This window comes from Glaciihabitans sp. GrIS 2.15 (genome assembly GCF_035984695.1).
Lineage (GTDB): Bacteria > Actinomycetota > Actinomycetes > Actinomycetales > Microbacteriaceae > Lacisediminihabitans.
The window spans coordinates 46,345-71,792 of sequence record NZ_JAXCHU010000007.1 but is presented as its reverse complement, the minus strand read 5'-3'; the positions used below and the strand labels follow the sequence as shown (position 1 = coordinate 71,792).

17 protein-coding genes are annotated in these 25,448 nt (G+C 64.0%); 10 read left to right on the top strand and 7 right to left on the bottom strand.

What is annotated here, in order from left to right; genetic code table 11:
* Positions 1-28: 28 nt before the first annotated feature.
* The gene (locus tag RCH11_RS11325; RefSeq protein ID WP_327057113.1) at positions 29-448 is read right to left on the bottom strand and encodes a hypothetical protein; all 420 of its coding nucleotides are present in this window, start codon (positions 446-448) and stop codon (positions 29-31) included.
* A gap of 220 nt (positions 449-668) precedes the next feature.
* Here RCH11_RS11325 and RCH11_RS11320 point away from each other — a divergent pair, with 220 nt between their 5' ends.
* The 7 genes from RCH11_RS11320 to RCH11_RS11290 all read left to right on the top strand — a co-directional run bounded on the left by RCH11_RS11320 (position 669) and on the right by RCH11_RS11290 (position 14,084).
* Entirely contained in the window at positions 669-2,768 is a 2,100-nt protein-coding gene (locus tag RCH11_RS11320) for a RecQ family ATP-dependent DNA helicase (RefSeq protein ID WP_327057112.1), read from the top strand.
* 233 nt (positions 2,769-3,001) lie between these two features.
* Positions 3,002-5,485: a phosphoketolase family protein gene (locus RCH11_RS11315; protein WP_442789045.1), complete on the top strand. Its 2,484-nt coding sequence runs from the start codon at positions 3,002-3,004 to the stop codon at positions 5,483-5,485.
* A 219-nt stretch (positions 5,486-5,704) separates the two neighbouring features.
* Positions 5,705-7,891, top strand: coding sequence for a transglycosylase domain-containing protein (locus RCH11_RS11310; protein WP_327057110.1), 2,187 nt, complete (start codon positions 5,705-5,707; stop codon positions 7,889-7,891).
* Between the two features lie 210 nt (positions 7,892-8,101).
* A complete protein-coding gene (locus RCH11_RS11305; RefSeq protein WP_327057109.1) occupies positions 8,102-11,425 on the top strand; it encodes a glucodextranase DOMON-like domain-containing protein in 3,324 nt (1,107 codons plus the stop codon).
* A gap of 164 nt (positions 11,426-11,589) precedes the next feature.
* Entirely contained in the window at positions 11,590-12,234 is a 645-nt protein-coding gene (locus RCH11_RS11300) for a M50 family metallopeptidase (RefSeq protein WP_327057108.1), read from the top strand.
* A 142-nt stretch (positions 12,235-12,376) separates the two neighbouring features.
* The gene (locus RCH11_RS11295) at positions 12,377-12,865 is read left to right on the top strand and encodes a cation:proton antiporter regulatory subunit (protein ID WP_327057107.1); all 489 of its coding nucleotides are present in this window, start codon (positions 12,377-12,379) and stop codon (positions 12,863-12,865) included.
* A 13-nt stretch (positions 12,866-12,878) separates the two neighbouring features.
* On the top strand, positions 12,879-14,084 hold the full coding sequence (locus tag RCH11_RS11290) for a cation:proton antiporter (RefSeq protein WP_327057106.1): 1,206 nt from the start codon (positions 12,879-12,881) through the stop codon (positions 14,082-14,084).
* Positions 14,085-14,213: 129 nt separating this feature from the next.
* On the opposite strand, the gene RCH11_RS11285 is transcribed toward RCH11_RS11290, so the two are convergent.
* The gene (locus RCH11_RS11285; protein WP_327057105.1) at positions 14,214-14,531 is read right to left on the bottom strand and encodes a DUF1653 domain-containing protein; all 318 of its coding nucleotides are present in this window, start codon (positions 14,529-14,531) and stop codon (positions 14,214-14,216) included.
* A 56-nt stretch (positions 14,532-14,587) separates the two neighbouring features.
* Here RCH11_RS11285 and RCH11_RS11280 point away from each other — a divergent pair, with 56 nt between their 5' ends.
* A complete protein-coding gene (locus RCH11_RS11280) occupies positions 14,588-15,412 on the top strand; it encodes an endonuclease/exonuclease/phosphatase family protein (protein ID WP_327057104.1) in 825 nt (274 codons plus the stop codon).
* Positions 15,413-16,098: 686 nt separating this feature from the next.
* Here the strand turns inward: RCH11_RS11280 and RCH11_RS11275 are convergent.
* Positions 16,099-17,535 carry an HNH endonuclease signature motif containing protein gene (locus RCH11_RS11275; protein WP_327057103.1) on the bottom strand — a complete coding sequence of 479 codons (1,437 nt, stop codon included), beginning with the start codon at positions 17,533-17,535 and terminating at the stop codon, positions 16,099-16,101.
* 282 nt (positions 17,536-17,817) lie between these two features.
* Here RCH11_RS11275 and RCH11_RS11270 point away from each other — a divergent pair, with 282 nt between their 5' ends.
* Both RCH11_RS11270 and RCH11_RS11265 read left to right on the top strand, forming a co-directional pair.
* Complete coding sequence (locus tag RCH11_RS11270; protein WP_327057102.1) at positions 17,818-18,063, top strand: glutaredoxin domain-containing protein; 246 nt, start codon at positions 17,818-17,820, stop codon at positions 18,061-18,063.
* Between the two features lie 314 nt (positions 18,064-18,377).
* Positions 18,378-18,554: a hypothetical protein gene (locus RCH11_RS11265; RefSeq protein WP_327057101.1), complete on the top strand. Its 177-nt coding sequence runs from the start codon at positions 18,378-18,380 to the stop codon at positions 18,552-18,554.
* Between the two features lie 12 nt (positions 18,555-18,566).
* Here the strand turns inward: RCH11_RS11265 and RCH11_RS11260 are convergent, their stop codons facing one another.
* The 4 genes from RCH11_RS11260 to RCH11_RS11245 are packed head-to-tail and all read right to left on the bottom strand — an operon-like array spanning position 18,567 to position 25,257.
* Positions 18,567-19,703, bottom strand: coding sequence for a Wadjet anti-phage system protein JetD domain-containing protein (locus RCH11_RS11260; protein ID WP_327057100.1), 1,137 nt, complete (start codon positions 19,701-19,703; stop codon positions 18,567-18,569).
* Positions 19,700-23,065: an ATP-binding protein gene (locus tag RCH11_RS11255; RefSeq protein WP_327057099.1), complete on the bottom strand. Its 3,366-nt coding sequence runs from the start codon at positions 23,063-23,065 to the stop codon at positions 19,700-19,702. Before RCH11_RS11255 ends, RCH11_RS11260 begins: the two co-directional genes overlap by 4 nt.
* The gene (locus tag RCH11_RS11250; protein WP_327057098.1) at positions 23,058-23,777 is read right to left on the bottom strand and encodes a DUF4194 domain-containing protein; all 720 of its coding nucleotides are present in this window, start codon (positions 23,775-23,777) and stop codon (positions 23,058-23,060) included. Before RCH11_RS11250 ends, RCH11_RS11255 begins: the two co-directional genes overlap by 8 nt.
* A complete protein-coding gene (locus tag RCH11_RS11245) occupies positions 23,767-25,257 on the bottom strand; it encodes a DUF3375 domain-containing protein (RefSeq protein ID WP_327057097.1) in 1,491 nt (496 codons plus the stop codon). The genes RCH11_RS11250 and RCH11_RS11245 overlap by 11 nt, the downstream gene beginning before the upstream one ends.
* Positions 25,258-25,448 lie beyond the last annotated feature (191 nt).

The window sequence follows — 25,448 nt, the reverse complement described above, 5'->3', positions numbered from 1 at the left end:
TCGGGGCTGGCGATCCGTCGTGGCCAGGTCAGTCGAACCCATAGTCGTCAGGTGCGAACCAGCGCACTCCTCGGCTGTGGCTGACCAGGACCGCCCGCATTGGCAGCTCGGTGCATCCGAATGCTCTGTCGAGAGTGCGTGCCCAGGCTCGATCGGCCGGAGTGAATTCCGACCCGGCGTAGCGTTCGAGTACGACGATCACCGAATGGGCGTCCAGGCCCTCACCGGCCTTCACAATGTTGTCGACAAGCTGAGATACCGCGGTATCAGGCATTATCGGCGGGTCGGAGACCGGGATGATGAGCGGCAACTGCACGTTCCTGCTGTCCACGAAAAGGAACCAGACCTGTCTGTGGCAGGCACGTCCCACGAGCGCAGAGATCCGCTCTTCAACAAGGGAATCACTGGCGAGCGGCTGGCTGATGGTGTCTTCGTAATGGGGTTTCATCACGGCAGCGTCGCGCATCGAGACGGGTGCCAGGCTGTACTGGCTAATTTCTGTGTTCTGCTCCGCCGGACTTCCGATGTGAAGGGGAGGAGAGTCATCTCCTCCCTCCCCCCTCCCCCCTCCCCCTTCCCCGCGTGAACCTCCCGGGAGTCTTCCCCGGAGTTCTCTCCGGATGTGCCCGTCGGTCCGCTCTGTCGCCCGCCCCTGTCAAGCTGGAGCAATGACCGACAGCCGCGCCGCCGCCCTCGCCATCCTGCGCACCCTGGTCGGGCGTGATGATGCGGATTTCCATGACGGCCAGTTCGAGGCGATCGAGACGCTGGTGGACCAGCGCCGCCGCGCTCTCGTGGTGCAGCGAACGGGATGGGGCAAGTCTGCGGTGTACTTTGTGGCGACTCTCCTCCTCCGGCGGCGCGGCGCCGGACCGACCATCCTCGTCTCCCCGTTGCTTGCGCTCATGCGCGACCAGGTGGCCGCGGCATCCCGGGCGGGGGTGCGCGCGGTCGCCATCAACTCCGCCAATGCGCACGAGTGGGAGGAAGTACTCGACAAACTTCACCGCGACCAGGTCGATGTGCTGCTCGTCTCACCAGAGCGGCTCAACAACCCTGCCTTCCGTGATGAGCAGCTCCCCACGTTGGTCGCACGCGCTGGCCTTCTCGTCGTGGACGAGGCGCACTGCATCTCTGACTGGGGTCACGATTTCCGCCCCGATTATCGACGGCTCCGCGACCTCATCGCGACCCTGCCGGCGGGCATTCCGGTGCTCGCGACCACGGCGACGGCGAATAGCCGAGTGGTGGCGGATGTCGCGGAACAGCTCGGCAGCTCCGACGGGTCCCCCGGTTCCGAGGTGGTCACGATCCGCGGGCCTCTCGCTCGCACCTCCCTGCGCCTCGGCGTGTTGAGGTTGCCCGATTCGAAAGCCCGACTGGCGTGGGTGCTCAGCCACCTCGCTGAGCTGCCCGGCAGCGGGATCATCTATGCGCTCACCGTCTCCGCCGCCGAGGACCTCGCTCGACTGTTGCGCGAGGCTGGACACGAGGTGCACGCGTACACGGGTCGCACCGACACTTCCGAGCGTGAGCAGCTCGAGCAGCGACTCAAATCGAACGACGTCAAAGCTCTGGTAGCCACGAGCGCCCTCGGAATGGGCTTCGACAAGCCCGACCTCGGGTTCGTTCTTCATCTCGGCGCTCCCTCGTCTCCCGTCGCCTATTACCAACAGGTCGGTCGTGCCGGTCGCGCAACAGAGAACGCTGATGTGCTCCTGCTCCCCGGAACGGAGGACGAGGCAATCTGGCACTATTTCGCCACCTCGTCGATGCCGGTGCAGGAGAAGGCCCTCGCGGTGATTGAGGTCCTCGGCGCCACTGCCCTATCGACAGCGGCGATCGAAGCACGAGTCGACCTGCGACGCACGCCACTGGAGCTGCTGCTCAAAGTGCTCGACGTCGATGGCGCCGTGCGACGGGTCAGGGGCGGGTGGGTGTCGACCGGCGAGCCCTGGACCTACGACGCCGAACGGTATGAGCGCATCGCGTTCGCACGGGCTGCCGAGCAGCAGTCGATGCTCGACTACGAGACGACCACCGGGTGTCGCATGGAATTTCTGCAGCGCGCGCTCGACGACGAGACCGCCGCGCCGTGCGGGCGCTGCGATCGTTGCGCCGGCCCGTGGTACTCCGTAGAGGTGAGGGCGGATGCCGCGATCGTGGCTGGCGCTTCGCTCGACCGCGTGGGTGTACCGGTCGAACCCCGCGCCCAGTGGCCGAGCGGAATGGATCGTCTTGGTGTGACCGTGCGCGGGAACATTGCGTTGACCGAGCGCACGGAGCCGGGCAGGGCGCTGGCGAGGCTCACCGACCTCGGATGGGGCGGGTCTCTGAGGGAGCTGTTCGCCCCGAGTTCGCCCGATTCCCCAGCGAGCCCGGCCCTCATCGCCGCCTGCGTGCGGGTGCTCGCGGAATGGCAGTGGCAGGAGCGGCCCGCCGCAGTGGTGACCGTGCCCTCGAGGCGGCATCCGTTACTCATCGCATCTGTCGCCGAGGGCCTCGCGAACGCGGGAAAGTTGCCGTACCTCGGTTCACTCGGGTGGGTCGGGGGCGGGCCGACGGGGGATGCCGGCGGAAACAGCGCCTATCGCCTTGCCGGAGTCATGCAACGGTTCTCCGCAGCGGGGATCGAAATCCCGACCGGGCCGGTGTTGCTCGTCGACGACCTGGCGGACAGCCGCTGGACGCTCACCGTGGCGGGTCGTGAGCTGCGGCGCGCCGGGGCGGGTGCGGTACTTCCCTTCGTGCTCGCACTGCGGGCATAGGGTTTCGTTCATGATCGTCGTGACCACCAACGACATCGCCGGCTATCGCTGCAGGAGAGCCGGGATCCACGCTGCAGTCGGCTCCGCTCGCCCTCTGAGTCGAGCTTCCGGGAACATCCGATCGGTCCTTCTCCGGGACTTTCGTACTGTGCGCGGAGTTCAGAGGCGAGTACGGTGCCACACAGGCACGACCGGAACCCAGGCACGACCGAAGCGGAGACCAGATGACCGACATGATCAGCACCCCGACGATTTCGAACACCGGGCACATCGCCGCACCGGCGACCTGGGCGTCGAAACCGACCGTTCCCCTGGACCCGCACACGCTGGCGCAGATCGACGGATGGTGGCGAGCCGCCAACTACCTCTCGATCGGGCAAATCTACCTGCTCGACAATCCCCTGCTTCGCGATCCGCTCACGCGTGATGACATCAAGCCGCGCCTGCTCGGACACTGGGGCACAACGCCGGGACTCAACTTCCTCTACGCCCACCTCAATCGCATCATCCGGGAGCGCCAGCAGAAAACGCTCTACATCACCGGACCCGGCCACGGCGGCCCAGGAATGGTCGCAAACGGATACCTCGACGGCACGTACTCAGAGCTCTACTCCCCGATCCGCCAGGACTCGGTCGGCATGCGTCGACTATTCCGCCAGTTCTCTTTCCCCGGGGGTATCCCCAGCCACGCGGCGCCGAATGTGCCCGGTTCGATCAATGAGGGCGGCGAACTCGGCTATTCGCTGTCGCACGCCTACGGGGCGGCCTTCGACAATCCCGACCTCCTGGTCGCTTGCGTCATCGGTGATGGTGAGGCCGAGACCGGTCCACTCGCGACCGCCTGGCACTCCAACAAGTTCATCGACCCGCTGCAGGATGGCGTGGTGCTGCCGATCCTGCACCTCAACGGTTACAAGATCGCGAATCCCACCATCCTCGCCCGTATCCCGGAAGAGCAGCTGCTCGAGCTCATGCGTGGCTACGGACACAGGCCGTACATCGTCTCCGGTGGCTTCGATGGCGAAGATCCACTGCGAGTGCATGAGCGAATGGCCGAGACTCTCGATGAGGTGCTCAACGAGATAGCCCGCATCAAGAAGAGCGCGGCGGATGGCACGCTGGAAGGCACGGCCGTCTGGCCGATGATCATCCTGCGCACCCCAAAGGGCTGGACCTGTCCCGCGGAAATCGATGGCAAGCCGGTGGAGAACACCTGGCGCGCACATCAGGTGCCTCTCGCGAACGCACGCGACACCGAGGAGCACACGCGCATCCTCGAGGAGTGGATGCTGAAGTACAAGCCGACTGAGCTCTTCGATGAGGCTGGACGCCTCTTCGAGTGGATCGCGGACCTCGCTCCCGAGGGCGACCTTCGCATGTCGGCGACACCATTCGCGAACGGTGGCTTGCTTCGTCGCGATCTCGAGCTGCCGGACTTCCGGACCGCGGGCATCGAGGTGGGAGAGCCGGGAAGCGTTGCGGTCGAATCGACAAAGGTGCTCGGCGGCTGGCTCTCGGGCGTGATCCGTGCAAACCCCGACAACTTCCGCATCTTCGGTCCGGACGAGACGGCCTCCAATCGCCTGCAGGACGTTTTCGATGCGACCGACAAGCAGTGGAACAGTGCGATCTGGCCGATCGATGAACACCTGGCGCGCGCCGGTCGTGTGATGGAGGTGCTGAGTGAACACCAGTGCGAGGGATGGCTCGAGGGCTACCTGCTCACCGGTCGCCACGGCATCTTCAATTGCTACGAGGCCTTCATCCACATCATCGATTCCATGTTCAGCCAGCATGCGAAGTGGCTGCAGGAGTCGAAGAAGCTTGAGTGGCGTCGGCCGATCGCCTCGCTCAACTACCTGCTCTCGAGCCACGTCTGGCGCCAGGACCACAACGGATTCAGCCACCAGGACCCTGGATTCATCGACCACGTCGTGAACAAGAAAGCGAGCATTGTTCGGGTATATTTCCCGGTTGACGCGAACACCCTGCTCTCCACCTACGACCACTGCCTTCGATCGGTCGACTACGTGAACGTGGTCGTCGCCGGCAAACAGCCGAGTCCGCAGTGGCTGAGCATGGCGGACGCAATTGCGCACTGTACGCGCGGTGTTGGCATTTGGGGCTGGGCGGGCACCGAGGTCACGGGACAGGAGCCGGATGTCGTGCTCGCGTGCGCCGGCGACGTGCCGACTCTCGAGACCATGGCCGCGGCGTCCATCCTTCGTGAGCGGCTGCCCGAGTTGAGAGTGAGGGTCGTCAACGTCATCGATCTGATGCGCCTGCAAGACGAGTCGGAGCACCCGCACGGACTCGCCAGCGAGGAGTTCGACGCCATCTTCACAACCGATAAGCCCGTCGTGTTCGCCTATCACGGCTACCCGACGTTGATTCACCGGCTCACCTATCGTCGCAGCGGGCATTCCAATATCCATGTGCGCGGATTCAACGAGGAGGGCGGCACGACCACGCCGTTCGACATGGCGATGCTCAACAGCCTCGACCGATATCACCTCGTGATGGACGTGATCGACCGTGTGCCCGGCCTCGCCGGCCGCACGGCGGGGCTCCGCCAAGACATGCAGGATGCCCGACTGCGTGCTCGTGCATACACGCGCGAACACGGCGAGGACATCCCAGAGGTGGCCGACTGGACCTGGAGCGGAACCGGTGCCGGAGCTATCTCCGCCGCCGAGACGGGCGGGGACAACACCTAGCGCGTCAATTCGAGCCTGGCCTCGCCACGACCGCGAACCAGAACACCGCTGGGAGTCGAAGGCGATCGTGGGCTGCCCCCCGAGCGGTAGAGCGGATGCGTGCTGGTTGGCACCCGGATCAACCGTAATGTCACGATTTGACTACACGCCCCGAGAGGGTAAACCGACGCGTACAGTCCATCAGACAATGGAACAGAGAGAGTGGAAAGGGGGATGGCCATGGCTCGCAAAACTCGTGCCGCCGCCCCGCTACCCACGGCGATGAGCCAAACCTCCGTCTCGGACTATGGACGGCGGGGCACGGTCTTCGGTTCCCTCGTCGGGCTGCTGTTCTTCAGCCTGCTGGCCGGAGTGCTCGTGTCATCTCTCGCCCTCCCATCGATCCTGGTCACCAGCCGAAGCGCGACAGCATCCATCGGCTTCTTCGATAACCTGCCGGACTATCTCACGATCGACGCGCAGACGCAGCGCAACTTGATCTACGCCCAGCGCGACGGGGCCGCCGTGCCGATCGCCACGATCTACGACCAGGATCGCCAGAGCGTGGCCTGGGAAGGCGTCTCGAAGTTCATCACCGAGGCCACTGTCGCGGGGGAAGATCGCCGATTCTGGCAGCATGGGGGCATCGACCTGAAAGCGATAGCCCGCGCCGCCGCCGGAAACCTCGTCCACAAGTCGATCACCAGTGGCAGTTCGACCATTGCAATGCAGCTGGTGAAGAACATCCTCATCCAGCGGGCGCTGCGCATCGATGACGCGGCCAAGAAGAAGACGGCCTATGCCGCTGCGATCAGCGACACTCTCAATCGCAAACTGCGCGAGATGAAGTTCGCGATCGGTCTCGAGAAGCGTTACGCGAAAAAGGACATTCTTCTCGGCTACCTGAATATCACCGGGTTCGGGGGAAACACCTACGGCATCGAGTCGGCGGCCCAGAAATACTTCAGCGTGAGTGCGAAGGATGTCACGCTTCCCCAGGCCGCCAGCCTCATCGCCATGGTGCAGCAGCCCAATTCCCGCAACCTGAGCGATCCGGCGCTCTATGCAGCCAACAAGGATCGGCGAGACCTGATCCTGTTCGATATGCGCGACCTCGGCTACATCGACGAGGCGTCGTACCAGGCCGCGATAGCGACTCCGATCGCGCCGAAACTTCGCACTCCAAATAATGGATGTCTCTACGCGGCCGACGCGAAGTTCGCCTGCGACTTTGCGCTGCGACTGGTGCCGACCCTGGCCGCTCTCGGCGAAACCGACGCTGCCCGCGCCGCCGCCTGGGCGCGCGGGGGGTACAGGATTTACACGAGCATCGACCTGGGGCAGCAGGATGTCGCCCAGGACAATCTCATTACCAACGCCCCGCCGACGGAGACGCGCTTCGCACTCGGGGCGGCAGCGGTGGCGATGCAACCCGGCACCGGGCGCATCGTGGTCATGGCGCAGAACAAGGGCTTTGATAATTCCCAGGATGGCGGGGGGCCAACGACGACCGCCGTCGACTACATGACCGATCGGTCGTACGGGGGATCATCCGGCTTCCAAACCGGGTCAACTTATAAAATCTTCACCCTCACGGAGTGGCTGAAGAGGGGCCACACCCTGAGTGAGGTTGTTGACGGCACCCCACGGGCATTCAACCTGAGCTCCTTCAATTCGCGGTGTATCAACTCCGATGGCCAGGCACCGTTCGTCTTCAATAATGACTCCCCCGGTGAGGGCGGGCAGATGACGGTGGCGGCCGCCACGAAGTACTCGGTCAACGTCGCGTTTCTCTCGATGGCGCAGAAGCTTGATGTGTGCGACATCCGGGACACCGCAAAGGCCTACGGAGTGCATCGGGCCGACGGGATCGAGCTTGGTGCTCAACCTGCCGCGATCATCGGTACCAACGAGATCGCACCGATCACCATGGCTGCGGCCATCGCGACCGTTGGCGCGAACGGACTGTATTGCGCGCCGACGATTATCGACAAGGTCGTTGGGCCGGATGGCAAGGACGCTCCGGGCCAGTCCCGCTCCTGCTCCCAAGCGGTCGCGCCCAATGTCGCCGCCACCGTGGCGTATGCGCTGGGTGCGGTCATGACGTCCGGTACGGGATCGGCCGGAAGTCCACGAGATGGCGTACCGATCGTCGGTAAAACCGGTACCACCGAGGATTCGGCGCAGAACTGGCTCATCGCGACCACCACGAAGATGTCCCTGGCGGTGTGGGTGGGCAACACGGATGGCGGGCACCACTCCCTGCGTAAGACCACGCTCGTCGGCACCAACGGCTACAACACAAAATTCAACATCTTTCGCGACACTATGGCCTCGCTGAACGCGAATCCGGACTACCGCGGTGGCGACTTCCCGGCGCCGGACCCGGCGCTGGTCAACGGGCGAGGCGCGGCCAGCGGGCAGTAGTGCCGCGATACGCGGCAGCTCGGTGATCATGACGTCATCGTCGTCATCGTCGTCATCGCGGCAGGAGTGGTCGGCCTGATTGGGGTGGTGGGAGCTCCGTCCCAGCGATGATTCCCGGTGACACTCGGACCGGTAGACAGTTCGGGTGTTGACCAGCGTGCACGGTGGGTCTACGGTCCTGTTGAGAGCGTTCTCAAAGGAGAGACCCCCGTGATCCGACGTCAGTACTTCGTGCCTGCAATTGCCGCCGTTTTCGCTTTGGCTGCCCTCTCATTGGGATCCGCTCCGGCGGGTGCGATTACCGGTGTTCCCGCGAGCACCGAAGCCGTAGGCTCGCCCGGTCTCCCGAGCCACCAGGGCCAATCCCGCAAGGACTGTGTCGGCACCTCGCGAACGACCGACTCCAAGATCTGGTTCACTGTGGCGGGCGGCATCCTATCGGATGTCTATGCGCCGACTCTCGACGCGACCAACGTGCAGACGATGCAATATCTCGTCACCGATGGCTCCACCTTCACCGACCTGCAGAGCCGCGACACGACCTACACGGTGTCCGCGGATGCCACGGGGACCGTCTGCACGATCACCTCGACCGCGAAGAGCGGCGCCTATCGGCTCGTCAACACCTATCTCACCGACCCGGCCCGCAACAGCGTCGTGGTGCGCACGAAGTTCCAGCCCCTCAGCAAGGCGGCCCGCAACTACTCCCTGTTCGTGCGCCTCGACTCGAACGCGGGAGGCAACGGTGGCGGTGGGTCGGCCAACGGGGGTGCCGATACCGCGGTGGTCGACACGAGCACCGGGCGGTCGGTACCGGTGTCCTTCGACCCGAAGACGACGAGCCAGGCCAACCGCACCGCCTACGCGGTGCCCTCCTACCTCGCGCTCACGGGCGATCGGCCGTTCACCAGCGTGAGCAGCGGATTCGTCGGGACGGCGAGCGACGGGCTCACCCAGCTCGATGCCACCCACACCCTCGGTCCGCTCTCGAGGACCGCCACCGGTGGCAATGTCGAACAGACCGTTGGCGTGCAGAGTGATCGCCACGGCGAATCCCTGCTCGCGCTCGGATTCGGCACTTCGCAAGCCGCAGCCGTCGCGACAGCGAATGCCACGGCGTCCACTTCACCGGCTCGAATCACCGCAAGCTATCGTGCCGGATGGGCACGCTATGACGCTGGGCTGAAGTTTCCGGTGCTCACTACTGCCGGGCTCACCGGCTCCCAAAGGCTCGCCGCGATCAAGAACTACTACCAGTCGGCGAACGTGGTGAAGGCATCAGAAGACAAGACCTACCCCGGCGCAATCGTCGCGGGATTGGATGCGCCGTGGGGCCAGTCCATCGTGGCCAACGACCCGAACAACCTTTTCGTCGGCGGCTACAAGGAGGTGTTCGCGCGGGACCTCTACGAGGCCTGGACTGCGCTCTACACCAACGGCGACATCTCGACCGCCCAGGCAACGGTGCGCTACCTTCTGTTGAAGAGCCAGCAGGCCAATGGATCCCAGCCGCGCAATTCGCTGCTTGACGGCACGAAGGCTCCCGATGCCTTCAATGACCAGCTGGATGAGACGGCCTACCCGATCCTGATGGCGCTGCAGTCCGGACTTGCCGGTGACAACGCGCTGTGGCCGAGAGTTCGCTCGGCGGCGAACTTTCTGGTGAGCCACGGCCCGAGCTTCGGAGTCGAGCGTTGGGAGGAGCAGACCGGCTACTCCCCCTCAACCATCGCCGCCGAGATCGCCGGACTCATCGCCGCCGCGACCATCGCAGACCAGCATCACGACGAGGCCAGCGCCCGCGTCTGGCGAGCGACCGCCGACCAGTACCAACGAACGATCAAGGCCTGGGGCGTGACCACGAACGGTCCGCTCTCGAGCTCCCCGTATTTCATTCGCCTCTCAAAAACCGGCGACCCGAACGCCGCGATCAGCTACAACGTGGGTAACGGTGGGCCGACGCTCGATCAGCGTGCGGTCGCGGATGCCGGATTCCTCGAGTACGTGCGCCTCGGCATCCTGCCCGCGACCGACCCGGTGATCCTCAACTCGCTGGCCGTGACGGATGCCACCATCCAGCGCCCCACCGACAGCGGGCCTGGCTGGCTCCGCTACAACGGTGACGGCTACGGTGACTGCTTTGTCGGCGCCGGTACCAACTGCACGGTCACGGGCGCACCCTGGACGAACAACTTCTCTGGCACCGGCCACCCGTGGCCCGTGCTGGCCGCCGAGCGGGCGCAACAGCATCTCGCCCAGGGACAGACCTCCGATGCATCCTCGGTGCTCGTGTCGATCAACCGCATGAACTCCGGTCCGGGTCTCGTGCCAGAGCAGGTGTGGGACCGCGCGAATGTGCCCGCCTCGCCGTACGGCACCGATCCGGCCACCGCATCCATCGGCTTTGTCAACGGCACGGCGGATGGGTCGGCCTCACCGCTGACCTGGGGTTCGGCTGCGCAGGTGCGCCTCACGGCCGATCTCTCGGCGGGGAAAAGCCTCGAGCAGCCCGCCCAGGTGCGCGACCGCTACGTGTCGCACAGCCAGGGCTCGACCCCGCTCACCGTGACGGCACCGGCCGACGGATCCGCCACCGGTGCCATCACCACCGTGAGTGGCACGGCGGCTGCCGGGGCATCCATCGACATCGCGGATGTCGCAACGGACGCGAACAGTGTCACGACACTGACACACACGACCGCAGCCACCGATGGCTCGTTCAGCGTCGACGTGACCTCAGCGGCCGGCACGAACGTCTTCATAATCGCCAGCACAGTGCTGAACGGTGGGACCGCCCAGGTGGTGCGTTCAGTGGTGAACGATGTCGTGAATGGCACCCTCCTCGTGAGCGTCGACGACCCGACCGGCGACGACACGGGGCCGGGTAACTACGCCTACCCGAAGGCCGGGGACTTCCACGCGGGGGCGTTCGACCTCGACCGCTTTCAGGTCTACGACACCGGCTCGACGGTGACCTTCCGGGTACAGACCGCCGACCTGACGCCCACCTTCGGCTCGACAAACGGCGCCCAGTTGCTGGATGTCTATGTGTCCCAGCCGGGGGCGGCATCCACGTCGACCGCTTCGTCTTACCCGGGAATGAACTACTCGACCCGCACGCCGTGGAGCCGACTGATCGAAGCGCAGGGCTTCGGTAACAACAGGTTCGTGGATGCCTCTGGCACCTCGCTCGGCGCAGTGACGGTCGGCGCGAACGCGGTCAGCCGGTACATCACCTTCAGCGTCGACAAGACGGCTCTCGGAGGTACGCCGTCCTCGGGTTGGGGCTTCACACTGGCTCTCACCGGCCAGGACGGTACCCACGGAGTCGACCAGACCCGCAGCTTCAGCGCGACTGCCGGCGATTACAGCTTCGGAGTCTGCGTAGCTGCGTCGCCGAGCGCCCTCTGCTCCGCCGACCCAAACACCGTGCCAAAGGTGATGGACACGATCGTGCCGCCGAACGTGTCGCAGGCGACCGAGCTCGACTACACGGCCGGGCCGGTGAGACTGGCGGCGGTGCTGATTCCGTAGCGCTGATTTCGGACTGGTGGGCGGGGAGCTGACCCAAAGATGGCAGACTGAAGCCCATCGACTCCCTACCCATCCTGCCCACTCTGCCCATCCTGCCTACCCTGCTGGCGCTCCTCGCGCGAACAGCGCCCGTCGCCATCCCGCTGCCCGTGCTGCTCGGGATCGTGTCGGTCGCCGCGGCGCTCAGCCTGCCGCGAGCCACCTGGCAGTATTTTGGCCTCTTCGCGACACTCGTGCACGAACTCGGGCACGCGGTCGCCGCGATCCTCACCGGACGGGTGGTGCACGGCATCCGCATCCGTCGCAATCACTCGGGCGATGCGCTAAGCAGTGGTCGCGGCGTGTTCGGCACGGTCGTGAGTGGGGTCTTCGGCTATCCTGCGCCCGCCATCGTCGGTGCCGCCCAGCTCTGGAGTGTTTTCAACGGGTACACCGCGATTGCGCTCTTCGCTGGCGGGATCATGCTGGTGCTGACGCTGCTGGTGATCCGCAATGCGTTTGGGGCGATCGTGGTGCTTGTCTCGGCGGCGACCAGTGCGCTGCTGTGGTTCTCTGCAACGCCCACGGTGCAGGGCTACGCCCTCCTGGTGATTGGGATCGCTCTGCTCGTCGGCGCGGTGCGGGCGCTCGGCACGGTCATTGGTGTGCACCTTCGCCGTCGCGACCAGCTCTCCACCTCGGATGCCTACCTTCTCTACCGCCGAACCGGCATCCCGTCTCCGGTCTGGCTTCTGCTCTTCGCGATACTGATCGGTGGATGCTGCGTGTTCTCGGTGTGGTCGTATCTGGTGTCGCACCTGTCGTCGTAGCGGGCGTCAAACGGGTGGCGTCGCGGGCGCAGTATCCGGCACCATATCCCGTCATGACTGGCGTCATCGCGCCTTCCGGCCGCCGGCAGCACCGGGGCTAGTGTGCCTGTGCTATGACCGCGTCGACTGTTAGGGTTGCCGCGTGAGCGTACGCGTCGAAAAGATTGATCTGCCGGGCATCGGCACGCGCCATGACGTCATCACCAAGAGAGGGCGTCGGATCGGCGTGGTCTCTCATCGTTCTGGCGAGCGGGAGCTCGCGCTGTTCGGCGTCGACGACCCCGACGAGGCGGTTGATTCGATCGCTCTCACCGATGACGAGGCTGCCGCTCTCGCCGATGTGCTCGGGGCCTCGCTCATGCTCGGGCAGCTCGCCGCCATCCGTGAACAGGCCGCTGGCCTCTTCACCGAGCAGCTCCTGATCTCGGCTGGCTCGCCCTACGCCGGCGAGGTCCTCGGAGCCACGAGGGCCCGCACTCGCACGCACTCCTCCATCGTCGCGATCGTGCGGGGAGCGGATGTCATCCCCTCGCCGACCCCGGACACTCCCCTCGCCGCCGGCGACACCATTGTGGCCGTGGGTACCCGCTCGGGTCTGGACGCCCTGGCCCGCGTTCTCACCGACGGCTAATACCCCTCCGCTGATGCATGACGCCGCCCTGCTTCTCGTCGAAGTCGGGGCCGTACTGCTTGGGCTCAGTCTGCTATCCCGGCTCGCCGACCGGATCGGCATCTCCGCAATCCCGTTTTACCTGCTCGCCGGACTCGCCTTCGGTGTCGGGGGTTTTGTGCCGTTGGAGGCAGGCAACGAATTCTTCACCTTCGGGAGCGAGCTCGGCGTGATCCTCCTGCTGGTCATGCTCGGATTGGAATATTCACCAACGGAGCTCATTTCGAGCCTCAATCAGTCCCGCAGGGCAGGCATCCTCGATGTACTCCTCAATGCAGTTCCCGGCGCGGCCTGCGCGCTCATTCTCGGATGGGGTCCGGTGGCCGCTGTGGCGCTCGCGGGCATCACCTGGGTATCTTCCTCCGGGGTGATCGCCAAGGTGCTTCGGGATTTACGGCGATTGGGTAACCGCGAGACGCCGACGATCCTGTCAATCCTGGTGATCGAGGATCTCGCGATGGCCTTTTACCTGCCCGTGCTCTCGGCGCTGGTGATCGGCACCGGTGTGCTCGTGGGAGGGGCTGCACTGCTCGTCGCGGTTCTGGTCGTCGCGGTGATTCTCTACCTTGCGCTGAAGCACGGTCGTATCATTTCAGGACTCTTCGCCGCCAACCACTCGGAATCTCTGCTGCTCGGTGTTCTCGGACTGACCATGCTGGTGGCAGGAATCGCGCAGGAGGTGAATGTGTCGGCAGCGGTCGGCGCATTCCTGGTCGGCATCGCCCTCTCCGGCCGGGTGGCGCACAACGCCCAACAGCTCCTCGCCCCGCTTCGCGACCTCTTCGCCGCCATCTTCTTTGTCTTTTTCGGTCTCTCGACAGAGCCCGCCAGCGTCCCGCCGGTCCTGCTACCCGCCGCAATTCTCGCGGTGATCACGATCGCGACAAAAACTCTCACCGGCTATGCCGCGGCGGCGGCAGCGGGCATCGGCCTGCCGGGGCGCTGGCGCACTGGATTCGCGCTAACGCCCCGTGGTGAGTTCTCGATCGTGATCGCCGGTCTCGCCGCGGGCTCGGGCATCGAGCCAAGGCTCGCGCCGCTGGCTACCGCTTACGTGCTGCTGACGGTAATCGCCGGCCCGATCCTGGCCCGAATGACGGATGCTGCCTGGTTTCGTCGTTGGATCGGCCTCAGGCAACAGCGGGTGCGGACGGCAAGCGACACGCCGGAGCGGTTCTGATGTCTGTGCCCGTCACCTCTCACTTGCGCTCGCCAGCGGCCCTTTCCAGCGTGCCAGCGGCCCATACCAGCTCGCCAGCGGCCCTTTCCAGCGTGCCACCGGCTCTTGTTACCCGTGCCGTGATGCCCGTCAGTTTTCCACTTGCGAAAACCGCCGCATGCTTCGACCATCGACCTCGACATCTTCGAGAAACATCTCTCTCGGACGCACCCATAGTGCGAACTCTCCATAGAGAGCGCGGTACACGACGAGGGGCTCCTCGGTCTCCGAGTGGGTAGCAGCTCCGATCACCTCGTACAGGTTGCCCTTGTAATGCCGATATGTTCCGGCGGGGATCTCGGCAAGGGATTCGATCCCGTCTGTTTCGATCCCGTCTGTTTCGATCCCGTCTGTTTCGATCCCGTCTGTTTCGAGCCCGTCTGTTTCGAGCCCGTCTGTTTCGACCATTTCAGAAGGCTAGCGTTTAGGCGTCTTCGGCATCGCGACGACCGTAGGCTGGACGCGTGACGGATATCCCCCTCCTCGGCCCCGTCGCCGCCCCGCAGTTGCAGGTGATGAGTTTCAACATACGTCGGCGGATGCCGCGCCTGTTGCCCGGTAATCCTGATCGGTGGAGCAAACGCCGGCCATTGATTTCTCGGCTTCTTGTCTCGGAGCTCCCGACGATCCTCGGGGTGCAGGAGGCTCTTCCTGACCAGGCCAAATACCTGCGCAATGCCCTCGGGGACAATTACCGGGCGATCGGTTATGGACGGAATACCGATCGACGCGGTGAAGGCTGTCCCCTGTATTACGACGGTCGCCGGCTCACGCTGCTGCGCTGGGAGCAGACCGCGCTCTCGGATACCCCGAGCGTCACCGGCTCCACTACCTGGGGCAACAAGGTTCCGAGAGTACTTATCGATGCCACCTTTCGTGACCGGATCACCGGCAACGAATTCAGGGCTTTGAACACTCATTTCGATCATCGATCCCGAAATGCGCGTATCCATTCCGCCTCGCTGGTGAGGGCGCTCGTCGGGTCCGGCACCCTTCCCGCCATCGTGACTGGCGACTTCAACACGAGTGTTGGTTCGCTCCCCTACGCTGCTATCACCGCCGAGGATACGCTCGTCGACACGTGGAATATCGCGGTAGACCGTGTCACGGACGCCTGGGGAACCTTTCTCGACTACCGACCGCCGCGACTTGATCACAAGCGCATCGACTGGATCCTCGCGACCCCGGGGATCTCGGTCTCCCGGACCGGCATCAACGTCACTCGATTCGACGGAAGCTGGCCCTCTGACCACGCGCCGGTGCAGGCGATTATCACCCTGCCCGGGTAAGCGCGCACACTTGATCCCGCTTCCCGCTCCCCCGTTGATCGGGGAAGAAGGTGCCTTGTGTTCGACATTATCCCGCGCCTCCGTCGAGACTCGGGGGCGTTGTGTCTTTTCGATAGTGCACTTCGGAGAGCAGTCCCTGGCGAGGATCTTCCGCTTAATCCATCCGGTGGACAGAAACACTGAGAGAGAAATCGACGACCGCCTCCTGAGCTGGACGAGCAATCTCAGTGAAAAAGCCGAAACCCAGGCTCGTGCCACAGCAATGATGTTATTCATCTCCCCTCGGCTTGCCCTCATGCCGGATACCCACCTTGGCCTCCTCGCGGGGTACCGCTCGCAAAACCTTCACTCTTGAGCAGCTTCGAGAGGCGATGGTTGGCATCAAATATCGGAACACCGAGGCGTCCTCGACGAGATTTCGATGGCCCATAAGCCCATCGACCAGGTGATGGCTGAGGCGGCTGAGCTCGTAACCAACGTGTGCACGCTGCACCAGATGGTGATTGAGAAAGCGACTAGCACTCCAAATGTGGCGTTGCGAAGAAGGCTCCAGGGCGTTCCATCTGTGCGCGAGCTTGGGTGTGAGCTCGTGCCGAGCGTGGGCGCGAGCCCGACCCTGTGCCCGGCACGAGTTCGTACAAGGGTCGCTCCGGCACCCGGCACCCAGCATCCTCTCGGGCATACCCTCAGCTCGCCGCAGCACGGAGTTCTCGCAGGGCTGCGCTCTTGGATGGCAGAGGAATCGGCACCTGGTCGGGGTCCACATCGATCGGAGGAATCAGGACGAAACCCCTCTCCGCTTGCTGGATCTCCCAGTGATTGTTGTGGCAGAGCAGATGATGATGTCGGCAGAGCAGGATTCCATCGTCGATGTTCGTGCTGCCGCGGTCTCGCGACCAGTGTTTGGTGTGGTGGGCCTCGGTCCAGGATGGCGGTCGGTCACATCCGGGGAACATGCATCCGCCATCGCGAACCGCGAGAGCTTGCCGTTGCTTACGCGTGTACAGCCGACGGTCGCGGCCTACGTCGAGCGCGTGACCACTGTCGTCGAAAAGAATCGGCTCGATGGTCGACGAACAGAGCGCGCGTTGGATGGTCTCGATGCTCACGGGATCGAGCTGGCCCTCGAGGTGGCCGTGAGCGTGAGGGTGGCCGTAGGCAGGGCCCTGAGTATGGCCCGCGCTCGCACCCATGGCCTCGCCATCGCTCTCGTCGAGAGCCGCATTCAGCACGAGCAGATGCACAACGGGTGCACCCGATCCCAACAGCTGGGACGAGTCGGCAGCCGCACCCTGGCGAAGTAGTTCCACGAACACGTCGGAGGCAAGCTGCGCCGTCGACCGAGGATCGTCGGTGATCTGCTTTGCTCGCTCGAAGTCGGTGCTGCCAGCATCCACGAATCGCGGCCCGCCACGTCGTGGTGACGTTGCCCGATCCCAGAGGTCTGAGGTGATCGTGGCGGTCTCGGGATCCATCAGCCACGTCAATCGGCTCATTCCGTCGGGAAGACGGGTAAAAGTGAGGCTGCGCGCGTCACGTCGCTCGTTCTCACGTTCGGCGATGCCCGCCTCGTCCAACTCGTCCCGTAGTTCGCGGGCACGCCGAAAAAGGCGATCAGTATCGAGAGTCTCCGATTCGCTGCACAGCCGTTTGGTTGCCTCCGCAAGAGCGCTTTCCGAAACTCGGGCGCTCGGTTCGCCGAGGCCGGCCCGGATCGAATCAGCAGCCCCGACAGAAAGGGCACCCTGGCCCACCGCCTGCCCAAGGGCGTGCCGCCAGGAGTGCGGATCGGTAGCATCCTGCACCAGGGTGCCGACGCGCACCGCTGCGGCCGCTTCTCGCCCCGAAAGTCCGGTGGTAACGCGAACTAGCTCGATCGCCGTTCGATAACCGGTGCGCTGGGCTAGCCCATCGTGGCCGAGAGATATCGCGGATCGTCGCGCTATTTCGCCGGCGATCACCGCCGCTGTTGTGCCCATCAGGCGCTGGGCGTCAGCTGATCGTCGAGCGACCTGAAGGAGGGCATCGTCAGCGAGGGCGCGATAGGCCGTGACATCCCTCGACAACGCCTCGGCAGCAGCTACTGCGGAGTTGAACTGTGGAAGGAGGTCGGGGGTGGACATAACTCAATCTTTCACCTTCGAACGTATGTTCGATAGATGAGGTGGCGAATCTGTAGACAACATTTTTGAGGTGGTTTGGTGGACGAGAGGTGTTCTAGCGGTGTCCACAGGAACACTAGTAGCCGGCCAACAGGAACACTGGTGGCCGGTAAAACGCGAATCGGCCCGGTGGGGAAAAGCTGGCCCAGTGGAAAAAAGGTGGCCAAGAAGAGGCGAGGTGGCGCGACTAAGACGTAATGCGCGCCGGGGAATTCCCGAAGCGGGGTACGAGTTGCGCCTCCCATGAGCAATAAAGTAACCATGTACGGAGCCGAATGGTGCATCGACTGCCGCCGTTCGAAGAAGGTGCTCGACACGCTTGGTGTGGACTACGACTACGTGGATCTCGAAGCAGACCTCACCGGTGCCGACCGCGCAATCGCTATCAGCGGGCGCACCAACATCCCGGTGATCCAATTCACCGATGGAAGTCATTTGGTGGAGCCGAGCGATTCAGAGCTGCGGGAGAAAGTCACTTCTTCTCAATGAGGTGCTTCAGGTGCGCAGTATCCGGTCCCGGTGATCCTCGCTAACGCTTATGGGGTTCGATCCGAGCGCATCGCGGGCTTTCCCAATAGCGCCCCCGGATCCGTCGTAACCACCTGTGTGATTCATTTGTCTCTGCCAGCCAAAGTGCATGCCCGTGCCGCGCACGCACGACAAGGCCCCAACCTCGAGTTGTGATCCGGAACGGGCCACTCAGACCCGGTAAAAGCTAACGCGATCCGGCAAGTGCTCCCGGTGAGTGGCGAGCGGAACACGTTCACTGGGTGAGGGCATGTCGTTCTCGCCAGTCACCAGGCATGCTCGATGGCAACAGCGAGCAGGTGAGTGGGATCGGCCGCACGGGTGAAGGCGGCACTGGCGGCCCCGAGGTGACGGTTCTGCTCAACAGTGATACCGACTCCGCTTCAATTCTGACCGGAACTGCCCTCGCTCACCCGGGCACAGGCCACCTGATTATTCCGGTCTGGCCGTGAAAGTCGGCGACACTACTGCCCCAGCACCCGCTCGAACGCGCCCTCCACGACCGCCCAGGGAATTCTCTCCTGCTCGAGGCGCACGGAAGGCCCGTAAGTGCTCGACCGAAGCATCTCGAGAACGGCTTGTTCGGGCTCGGTGAGCAGCGACAGCAACTGCACATTCTGATCCGGTTCGCTCGCCCACAGCGTGCGATTGTCGAGCAGTGTCGTCTCATCCATCAGGATCGACTCTGCCCGCGGAAAATAGCTGCGGAACCGATTGAGGATGGCGAAACCGTGCGTATCGAGATCGCCCCAATACACAATGCGCGCGGATGCAAGCCAGGACAACCGGCTCAGGACATCCACTGCGTAGCCCTGTTTCGCGATCACGACCGCGCCCTCGATATCACCGAATGAGTAGGCACACTGCAGGTTTTCGCAGACGATCACGACCCGCGGATGCCAGCGCAGCGCGGCGAGTACGTCCGGCTCTGCAGAGAAATCGCCCAGGCCAGCGAGCCCTGCTCTGAGTTGGGGATCAAGCACCCGAAGGGTCAGCAGCTTTTCGAGAGTTCGCAGGCCGAACCCCTCCTGCTCGTCGCCCGCGGTCGCCCGCCGGAGCGCTGTGCACAGTGCGCGGTGAGTCTCGAACCATTTGCTGTCGACTCCGGGGATCGGCAGCTGCCGCGGAAGCAGGCCGGAGGTCGGATGCCGCGCGACCCAGCGCAAGAATTGCCGCGTCTGCTGCCACTCGAGCGATGACAGAGACACAAGTCGAGTGAAGGTTTTTCGATCAAGAGGTTGAACCGCGGGCCAGTCGGCTGCCAGCTGCTGCAGCCGCTCGATTGCGCGATTCCACTCCTTCGCCCGCCCGACGAAGGCCGCCAACTCCGGTGCCGAAATAAATCGGATGTGGGTGGGTATGAGTTGCGAGCCGGTGCGCCAGAGTCGTTGTGCCGTCACGATGTGCAGGGAATCCGCGAGGTCCATCCACTGCCGTGCCCACCGCGCCGTCCCCTCGAAATTGGTGAGGGCCTCCTTCTCGTCGGGCGCACCGAGCGCCAACGAGAGGGGCCAGGAGCCGGAGCCGTCGGTCGACCAAAATAGGAAGTTTTTCTCGAAGCGAACCGCGGCCTCGCCGCGCACCGTCGCGAGCGACTTCATGCGGCGGGGCCTGCGAGATTCGTGATTTCGAGGAGACTGAGCGAAGATTCGTTGCGGTTTCGGATGGTGACGAGGGCAGCTCCTCCGATGAATTCGCTGAGCGTCTGAACCATTTTCAACGGTGTCGCGAGAATCATCTGAAACCCGAAGCGCTCGAAAATACGCATCGATCCTTCGGTGAATTCGGCATCCGCCTTGTCGAACGCCTCATCGATGATCACGGTGCCGTACTGCGGGGTCACCGCTTTGCGCCCGCCCAGCTGATAGCGAAGCGCGGCGGCAAGCGCGAAGGTCACGAGCTTGACCCTCTGGCCTCCCGATCGCCCATCCCCGGACGTGTGGATGTCGACCACCACACCGTCGGAGGACTTTTCGAGTCCCTGGAATTCGACGTGTTTCCGCACATCCAGAACGAGCTCTCGCCAGGTGCGGTCGGCAAAGGAACTGCTCCCGAGTCTCGTGACGAGTGCGTGCAGCGCCTCGTATTTCGCTTCGGCCTCGGAGGCGGATGCCGTGAGCGAGTTCTCGAGAATGCCCTGCACATCCAGCCGAAACTTCTTCACCTCTGGTAAAAAACGCTCCTTGACTTTTAATTCCAGATGAGTTCCCGTGTTGAAGTCGACGGAGGCAAGTGAATCGTTCACCGGCTGGATGCGCTTGCGCACCTCCTTCTGCTCCTGGGCCATCAGTTGCACCAGCTGCGCGAGGTTCTGGTTTGACTGGGTCTGCAGCAGTTCGCGGAAGCGACCCTGAAAGCGGGGAAGGCCGTCGAATTCGATCGTCTCGAGAATGCGCAGAAAATCCGGTGTGCTCGCGACAGTCGTGTCTGTATCCGCCACGTCGGCTGGCCACTCCGCGGAGAAGGCAGTGAAGATACGTACGAGTTCCCCCTCCGCCTCGCCGATCGTGCGTCTCACCGCGTCCAACTCACGACTGATCGCTGTCGTCATTTTTGCCACGGACTCGCCGAGCTTGTCGAGTGCCACCGAGCGGGCGAGCGCGGTGAATCTCTCGTCGAGTCGCAATCGGGTGGATGCCCCTATCGGTTCGAGTTCGGACTGTTCCGACTGCGCATCACCGAGCCCAGTCCGCCGCCGGGCAGCCTCGTCGCGTTCGGCACTCACGCGCACCGCCGCAGAATTGGCGGCCTGCCGTGCTTCCTGAGCCTCGCGGCCGAGCGAGTCGAGCCGACGATCGAGGCCGGCCAGCTCACCGGACGCCGCGGAATACGTCGCAACCTGCGTCTCGAGATCGTGGATCCGGACGATGCGGGCCTCCGCATTCACGTCATCCCAGTGCAGGTTTCGGATGTACTGGCAGGCCTCCAAACGCGCGCCGATATCGGCCTGTCGGGAGATCACAGAGTCGAGAGACGCCTTCGCGGCATCGAGCTCGGCGAGCAGTCGAGTCTCGTCCTGTCGATACAGCTCGTTTTTGTCGTGGTTGTCGAAACCGAGCACCCAGGATCGTCGGTCATCCACCGTGTTTCGATCGTCCTTTTCGTGGCGGGTTCGCGAGTGTTTAATCTGGCCGGTCGGCGTGATGGCTCGGTCGCTGGATCGGAAAGCGGCGATACTTTCGGCACAGTCATAGTCGAATCGACGGCTCAGTTCGGAGTTCAGCCAGGGTTCGAAATCTCCGACCAATACCTCGATCTTGCGTACGACCGACGTGCGCGAGACGCTCAGCACCGGTTCAACGGATGACGTGGACACACGGTTGTACAGGAGCTTGCGGCCGAGATGGTGAGAGTCGATGTATTCGGATGCCACCGTATAGACTGCCTCCGGCACGATTACCGAGCGGGAGAACCCGCCGAGAAGCCGCTCAATCGCCCCGCGCCAAACGGCGTGTTCCGCCGGCACCTCGAGGAGTTCCGCCACAAAAGGAAGTCGTTTGGGGGCGACGTTTAGCGCGGTGGCGAGTCGGTCTCGCAGCTCCAGGTCCCTGCTGTCGATGTTGGAGGGCTGGCGAGCAAGGGCGGCGAGCTGGGCTCGCACGGTGTTGAGCTCGTCGACGGCATCGCGTTCGACAACGCGGGCTTCAGCGCGGCTCTCGCTCACGGACTCGGCCGCTGCCGCAATCGACTCCGCCTCGCCCTGTGCCTGGGACACAAGATCGGCAAATTCCGCCGCGTTCGACGGCTCGGAAGATCCGAGCATCCGCAATTTCTCCTGGAGCAACACTCGCGCCCGCTTCGGCGCGGCGAGCTGCTCGGTGAGGCTCGCGATCTCGGAGCGCCAGGCCTGGAGCTGGAATCCACCCGCCTGCCCGTGCTGCTCGCGGAGGGCGCGAAGCTGCCCGTCGAGGTCATCTGCAGAGGTGGATGCCTGCGCCATTAGGGCGCTCTCGGCGACGATTTCGCGATCGAGACGTACGATTTCGCGCTCGTGCACCTCGATCGACTTCGCCACGCGAAAGGCATCGGTCGATGCCAGATCGGAGGCCAGCAGGCCGGCAGCGGCCAGCGATTGCTGTCGAAGCCGATCCAACTCTCGAATCGGACCGAGCCGTTCCACTTGCCGTTCGGCGCGCTGCACGGAGCGGTACGCATCCTCGAGCTCGACAAACTGCTCGACGGTGCGCTGTGCCGCTGCGAAAGTCGCGGGCTCGTCGAGCATGAAGTCGCGTAGCAGCGTATCGAGGTTTGCCAACCCCTTCGTCGACTGGGTCTTGTGCAGCAGGCGCAGGGCGCGATCCCCCGAGATGCCGAGCCGTCGGGTGAATTTGTCGGCGAAGCTCGAAAAGTCTGAGGAGGCGAAAATGGGGGTGAGCCTGCTCTTCACCACCCGCAGGTTGAGGCCATCGGCCACGACGTCTTCGAGCGCTCGCAGGTCGAAATCGCTGTCGAAAATGATGCTCGTCTTGGTGATGCTGTCGTCGCTGTTCACGCCGCGCGCAGCCCAGAAAACCCGCACCAGCGTCGTCTCAATGCCGAGGCCGTCGCTGAATCGCAACCCGATCGCCGACCACGTCGCGCCCGGCCGCAGATATTGGGTGGCCACTTCTCCCGAGGTCTCGTCGGTGTTGCGCGACCACGCGCCGCGGATGTAGCTGGTCAGATTGCGGTCTCGTCCCTTCGCGTTCGTGTCGCGAGCGGCCGCATTGAGGTCGAGCCATTTCGCCGGCACGAGCACCACGGAGATCGCGTCGAGCAGTGAGGACTTACCGGATCCGGATGCACCGGTCAGCAGAAAGCCGCGATCCGAAATCGGCACCGCGTGATGGCCAGCAAAGGTGCCCCAGTTGACGAGCTGCAATCCGACCAGTCGATGCTGTCCGGGATGCGGCCGGCCGGTGCTCTCATGCTCCCAGAACTCGCTCAGGTCGGAGTCATCCAGAATCTGCAGTTCGTCACTCATCGAGGGGGTCGCTCTCTTCCGCTGGCACGCCTTCTGACTCAGATACGTCATCTGACGCCGCGGTGAATTGCTCAGTGGAGTCGGTGAATCGCTCATACGAGTCGGTGAGCGCGGCGATCTGCTCCGGTGGAAACAGGATGCGCAAAACGGGTGAGATCTCGAAGCGCGCCTCGGTCGTTGTCGAACGCAAGATGCCGCTGTCGCGCATTTTTTTGACCGCCCCGTTGATCCGCTTGAGGTGGATCGAATGATCGGATGTTGCGTCCCGCTGGTAGGGCTGGAGCTGGGCCGTGATGTCGTCCAGTCCCACGATCGCCCGGTTGCCGGTGCCGGTGACCGTCGACAGTTGCTGGCGCAGGAAGAGCAGGAGGGCGCTGTCAATGAGCGTGAGCGGCACCCGGCGGAGCAGCTTCGGGAAGGTAACGTCGGCCTCCGATGCCTGCTGGCAGAAGGCAACGCGTTCCGCGTCATCCACCATGAGGGTCAGGAAAATCTCCGAGAGGTACTGCCGCACCACGGCCTGATTACGCAGGAGAGCGGCCCACACCAACTCATCCGCCGATCCGTCCAGGAAGGGTCCGCGAATGAGCCTGACAAGGGCCCGTCTGGTGTCGACGTCGAATTGGCCGGTGTCGCCGACGAAGAGCGCGGCGGAGTCGGCGTTCTCTTCGGGATGCACCGTTAAATTCGTCTCACTCAGGTCAGCGCTCATCGGTGGTTCCGTTCAACGCAGTGAAGAGCAGCCGGGGTACTTTGGCAAATCTGGCCGGATCAGAATTCCATTGCACTGTCTCTGTCTGCCCGTCTCTCTTGATTGCTGTACCCGAGTCTTGCCGTTGAAGCGCAATGTAGACGAGGCCGACGACGCTGCCGAATCCCTGGGTCGCGGGAAAGCGCGCAAGCACATCCGCAACGCTCACCACGGTCGCGAATTCGAGAGCGGATGCCACGTTTTGCTGCAGCTCGCGCATATCGATCTCGCTCTCCCGGATGATCGCGAGGATCTGGGCGAGATCGATGTCGTGCGCCACGTTCTCGACGAGACCCGGCGGCCGCTCACCGTCGTCGCTGAATGGCGTCCACTGGCCCACCGACGAGAGTTCGGACTGGCTGAGTCCGAGCTCGAACCCCGAGAAGCGGTGCACCGGCACGGTCTCACTGATCACCCCGAAACGCCGCTGGGCAACAGTGAGCAGCCGAGTAACCGTGCGCTCCTCCTCGTACTCGCGTCGCTGCACAAAATTGCGAAGCGAGCGAGAGAGTGAGACGTACACCTCGTGCACCTCGCCACCGCGCTGGCTGAGACTCGGAACGAGATCCCGCAGGAAATCCTGTTGCGCGGTTGTCAGCTCACTGACGAACGATCGACTGAGCACCGTTTCGATCGCGGCATCCAGCCCGGCGCTGCGCTCGAGATCGGTGAGCAGTGCGTAGAAGGCCTGAAAGCTGCGGCCGGCTTCCTGCTCGGCGAGCACATCGACGCCGCGAAACAGGGCCTCGAGCACATCGCCGCGACCGCCGTCGTTCTCGATGATGTCCTTGCGAAAGCGCACGTTCAAGCGTTCGATCTCGCGTCGCACGCGGGCAAAATCGGCGGGCAGCTGGTCGGCGAGCGAGAGGATGTCCCGCACCCGCTCGAGCGCGACGCGGTCATCGACAGTGCCGGAGCGTCCGTCCCGGATGGCGGCGATGCGCGCATCGAGCCGATCCCGGTCGCGCTCGAGCGCCTCGACCCGAGAGGCGACATCCTCATCCGTGTCGACCACCAGCTGGTCGAGTTGCGACATCACCGTGGTGAGTCGGCTCTCCGTCGCGGCCTTCGGCGGCGTCTCGAGGTCCGACACGATGCCGATGGCCGCGAGTGCTTCGCTGGATAGCTCGTATGTCTCGTCGCCGCCGATCTCCCCCGGCCGACGCTCCAGGTATCCCTGGTTCAGCCAGGCAGCGCAATACTGCTGAGCGGTCTGCGGCAGGTCGTACCCGGCGCCCCTCAGCGCAACGACGTCATCGTCGATCCGCTCGAAGAGCATCGGCGCCGGCACCCGAGTCTTGCCGGATTCGACAAAGTTACTGCGAAGAATGGCGAGGATGACGTGAGCATTTTGGGCCCGGATGAGCTGCCAGGCCGCTTCCTCGCTCAACCGCCTCAGTCGGGTCGCGGAGGTGACGATCTGCGCCGCGGTCTGGCTCATGTTTCGAGGGTAGTGGCTCGGAAGGGTTGTCGTCGTTCGGGGAGTGCAGGCTTCCCCGCCCGCATCCGGTTCCGCATCCCCATCCGCACCTCTGCGGCTGTTAGTGACACGTGCGCCTAAACGTTTGGGCGCACGTGTCACTAAAGGGAGCGGAGGTGGAGACCTTCGCACTGTGAGCGCTGTAGGAGTCG

What these genes read in the sequence shown, in the direction of transcription:
- RCH11_RS11325 (WP_327057113.1), bottom strand. Translation starts at nt 448, where the DNA reads ATGAAACCCCATTACGAAGACACCATCAGCCAGCCGCTCGCCAGTGAT.
- RCH11_RS11320 (WP_327057112.1), top strand. Translation starts at nt 669, where the DNA reads ATGACCGACAGCCGCGCCGCCGCCCTCGCCATCCTGCGCACCCTGGTC.
- RCH11_RS11315 (WP_442789045.1), top strand. Translation starts at nt 3,002, where the DNA reads ATGATCAGCACCCCGACGATTTCGAACACCGGGCACATCGCCGCACCG.
- RCH11_RS11310 (WP_327057110.1), top strand. Translation starts at nt 5,705, where the DNA reads ATGGCTCGCAAAACTCGTGCCGCCGCCCCGCTACCCACGGCGATGAGC.
- RCH11_RS11290 (WP_327057106.1), top strand. Translation starts at nt 12,879, where the DNA reads ATGCATGACGCCGCCCTGCTTCTCGTCGAAGTCGGGGCCGTACTGCTT.
- RCH11_RS11285 (WP_327057105.1), bottom strand. Translation starts at nt 14,531, where the DNA reads ATGGTCGAAACAGACGGGCTCGAAACAGACGGGCTCGAAACAGACGGG.
- RCH11_RS11275 (WP_327057103.1), bottom strand. Translation starts at nt 17,535, where the DNA reads ATGTCCACCCCCGACCTCCTTCCACAGTTCAACTCCGCAGTAGCTGCT.
- RCH11_RS11270 (WP_327057102.1), top strand. Translation starts at nt 17,818, where the DNA reads ATGAGCAATAAAGTAACCATGTACGGAGCCGAATGGTGCATCGACTGC.
- RCH11_RS11265 (WP_327057101.1), top strand. Translation starts at nt 18,378, where the DNA reads ATGCTCGATGGCAACAGCGAGCAGGTGAGTGGGATCGGCCGCACGGGT.
- RCH11_RS11260 (WP_327057100.1), bottom strand. Translation starts at nt 19,703, where the DNA reads ATGAAGTCGCTCGCGACGGTGCGCGGCGAGGCCGCGGTTCGCTTCGAG.
- RCH11_RS11255 (WP_327057099.1), bottom strand. Translation starts at nt 23,065, where the DNA reads ATGAGTGACGAACTGCAGATTCTGGATGACTCCGACCTGAGCGAGTTC.
- RCH11_RS11250 (WP_327057098.1), bottom strand. Translation starts at nt 23,777, where the DNA reads ATGAGCGCTGACCTGAGTGAGACGAATTTAACGGTGCATCCCGAAGAG.
- RCH11_RS11245 (WP_327057097.1), bottom strand. Translation starts at nt 25,257, where the DNA reads ATGAGCCAGACCGCGGCGCAGATCGTCACCTCCGCGACCCGACTGAGG.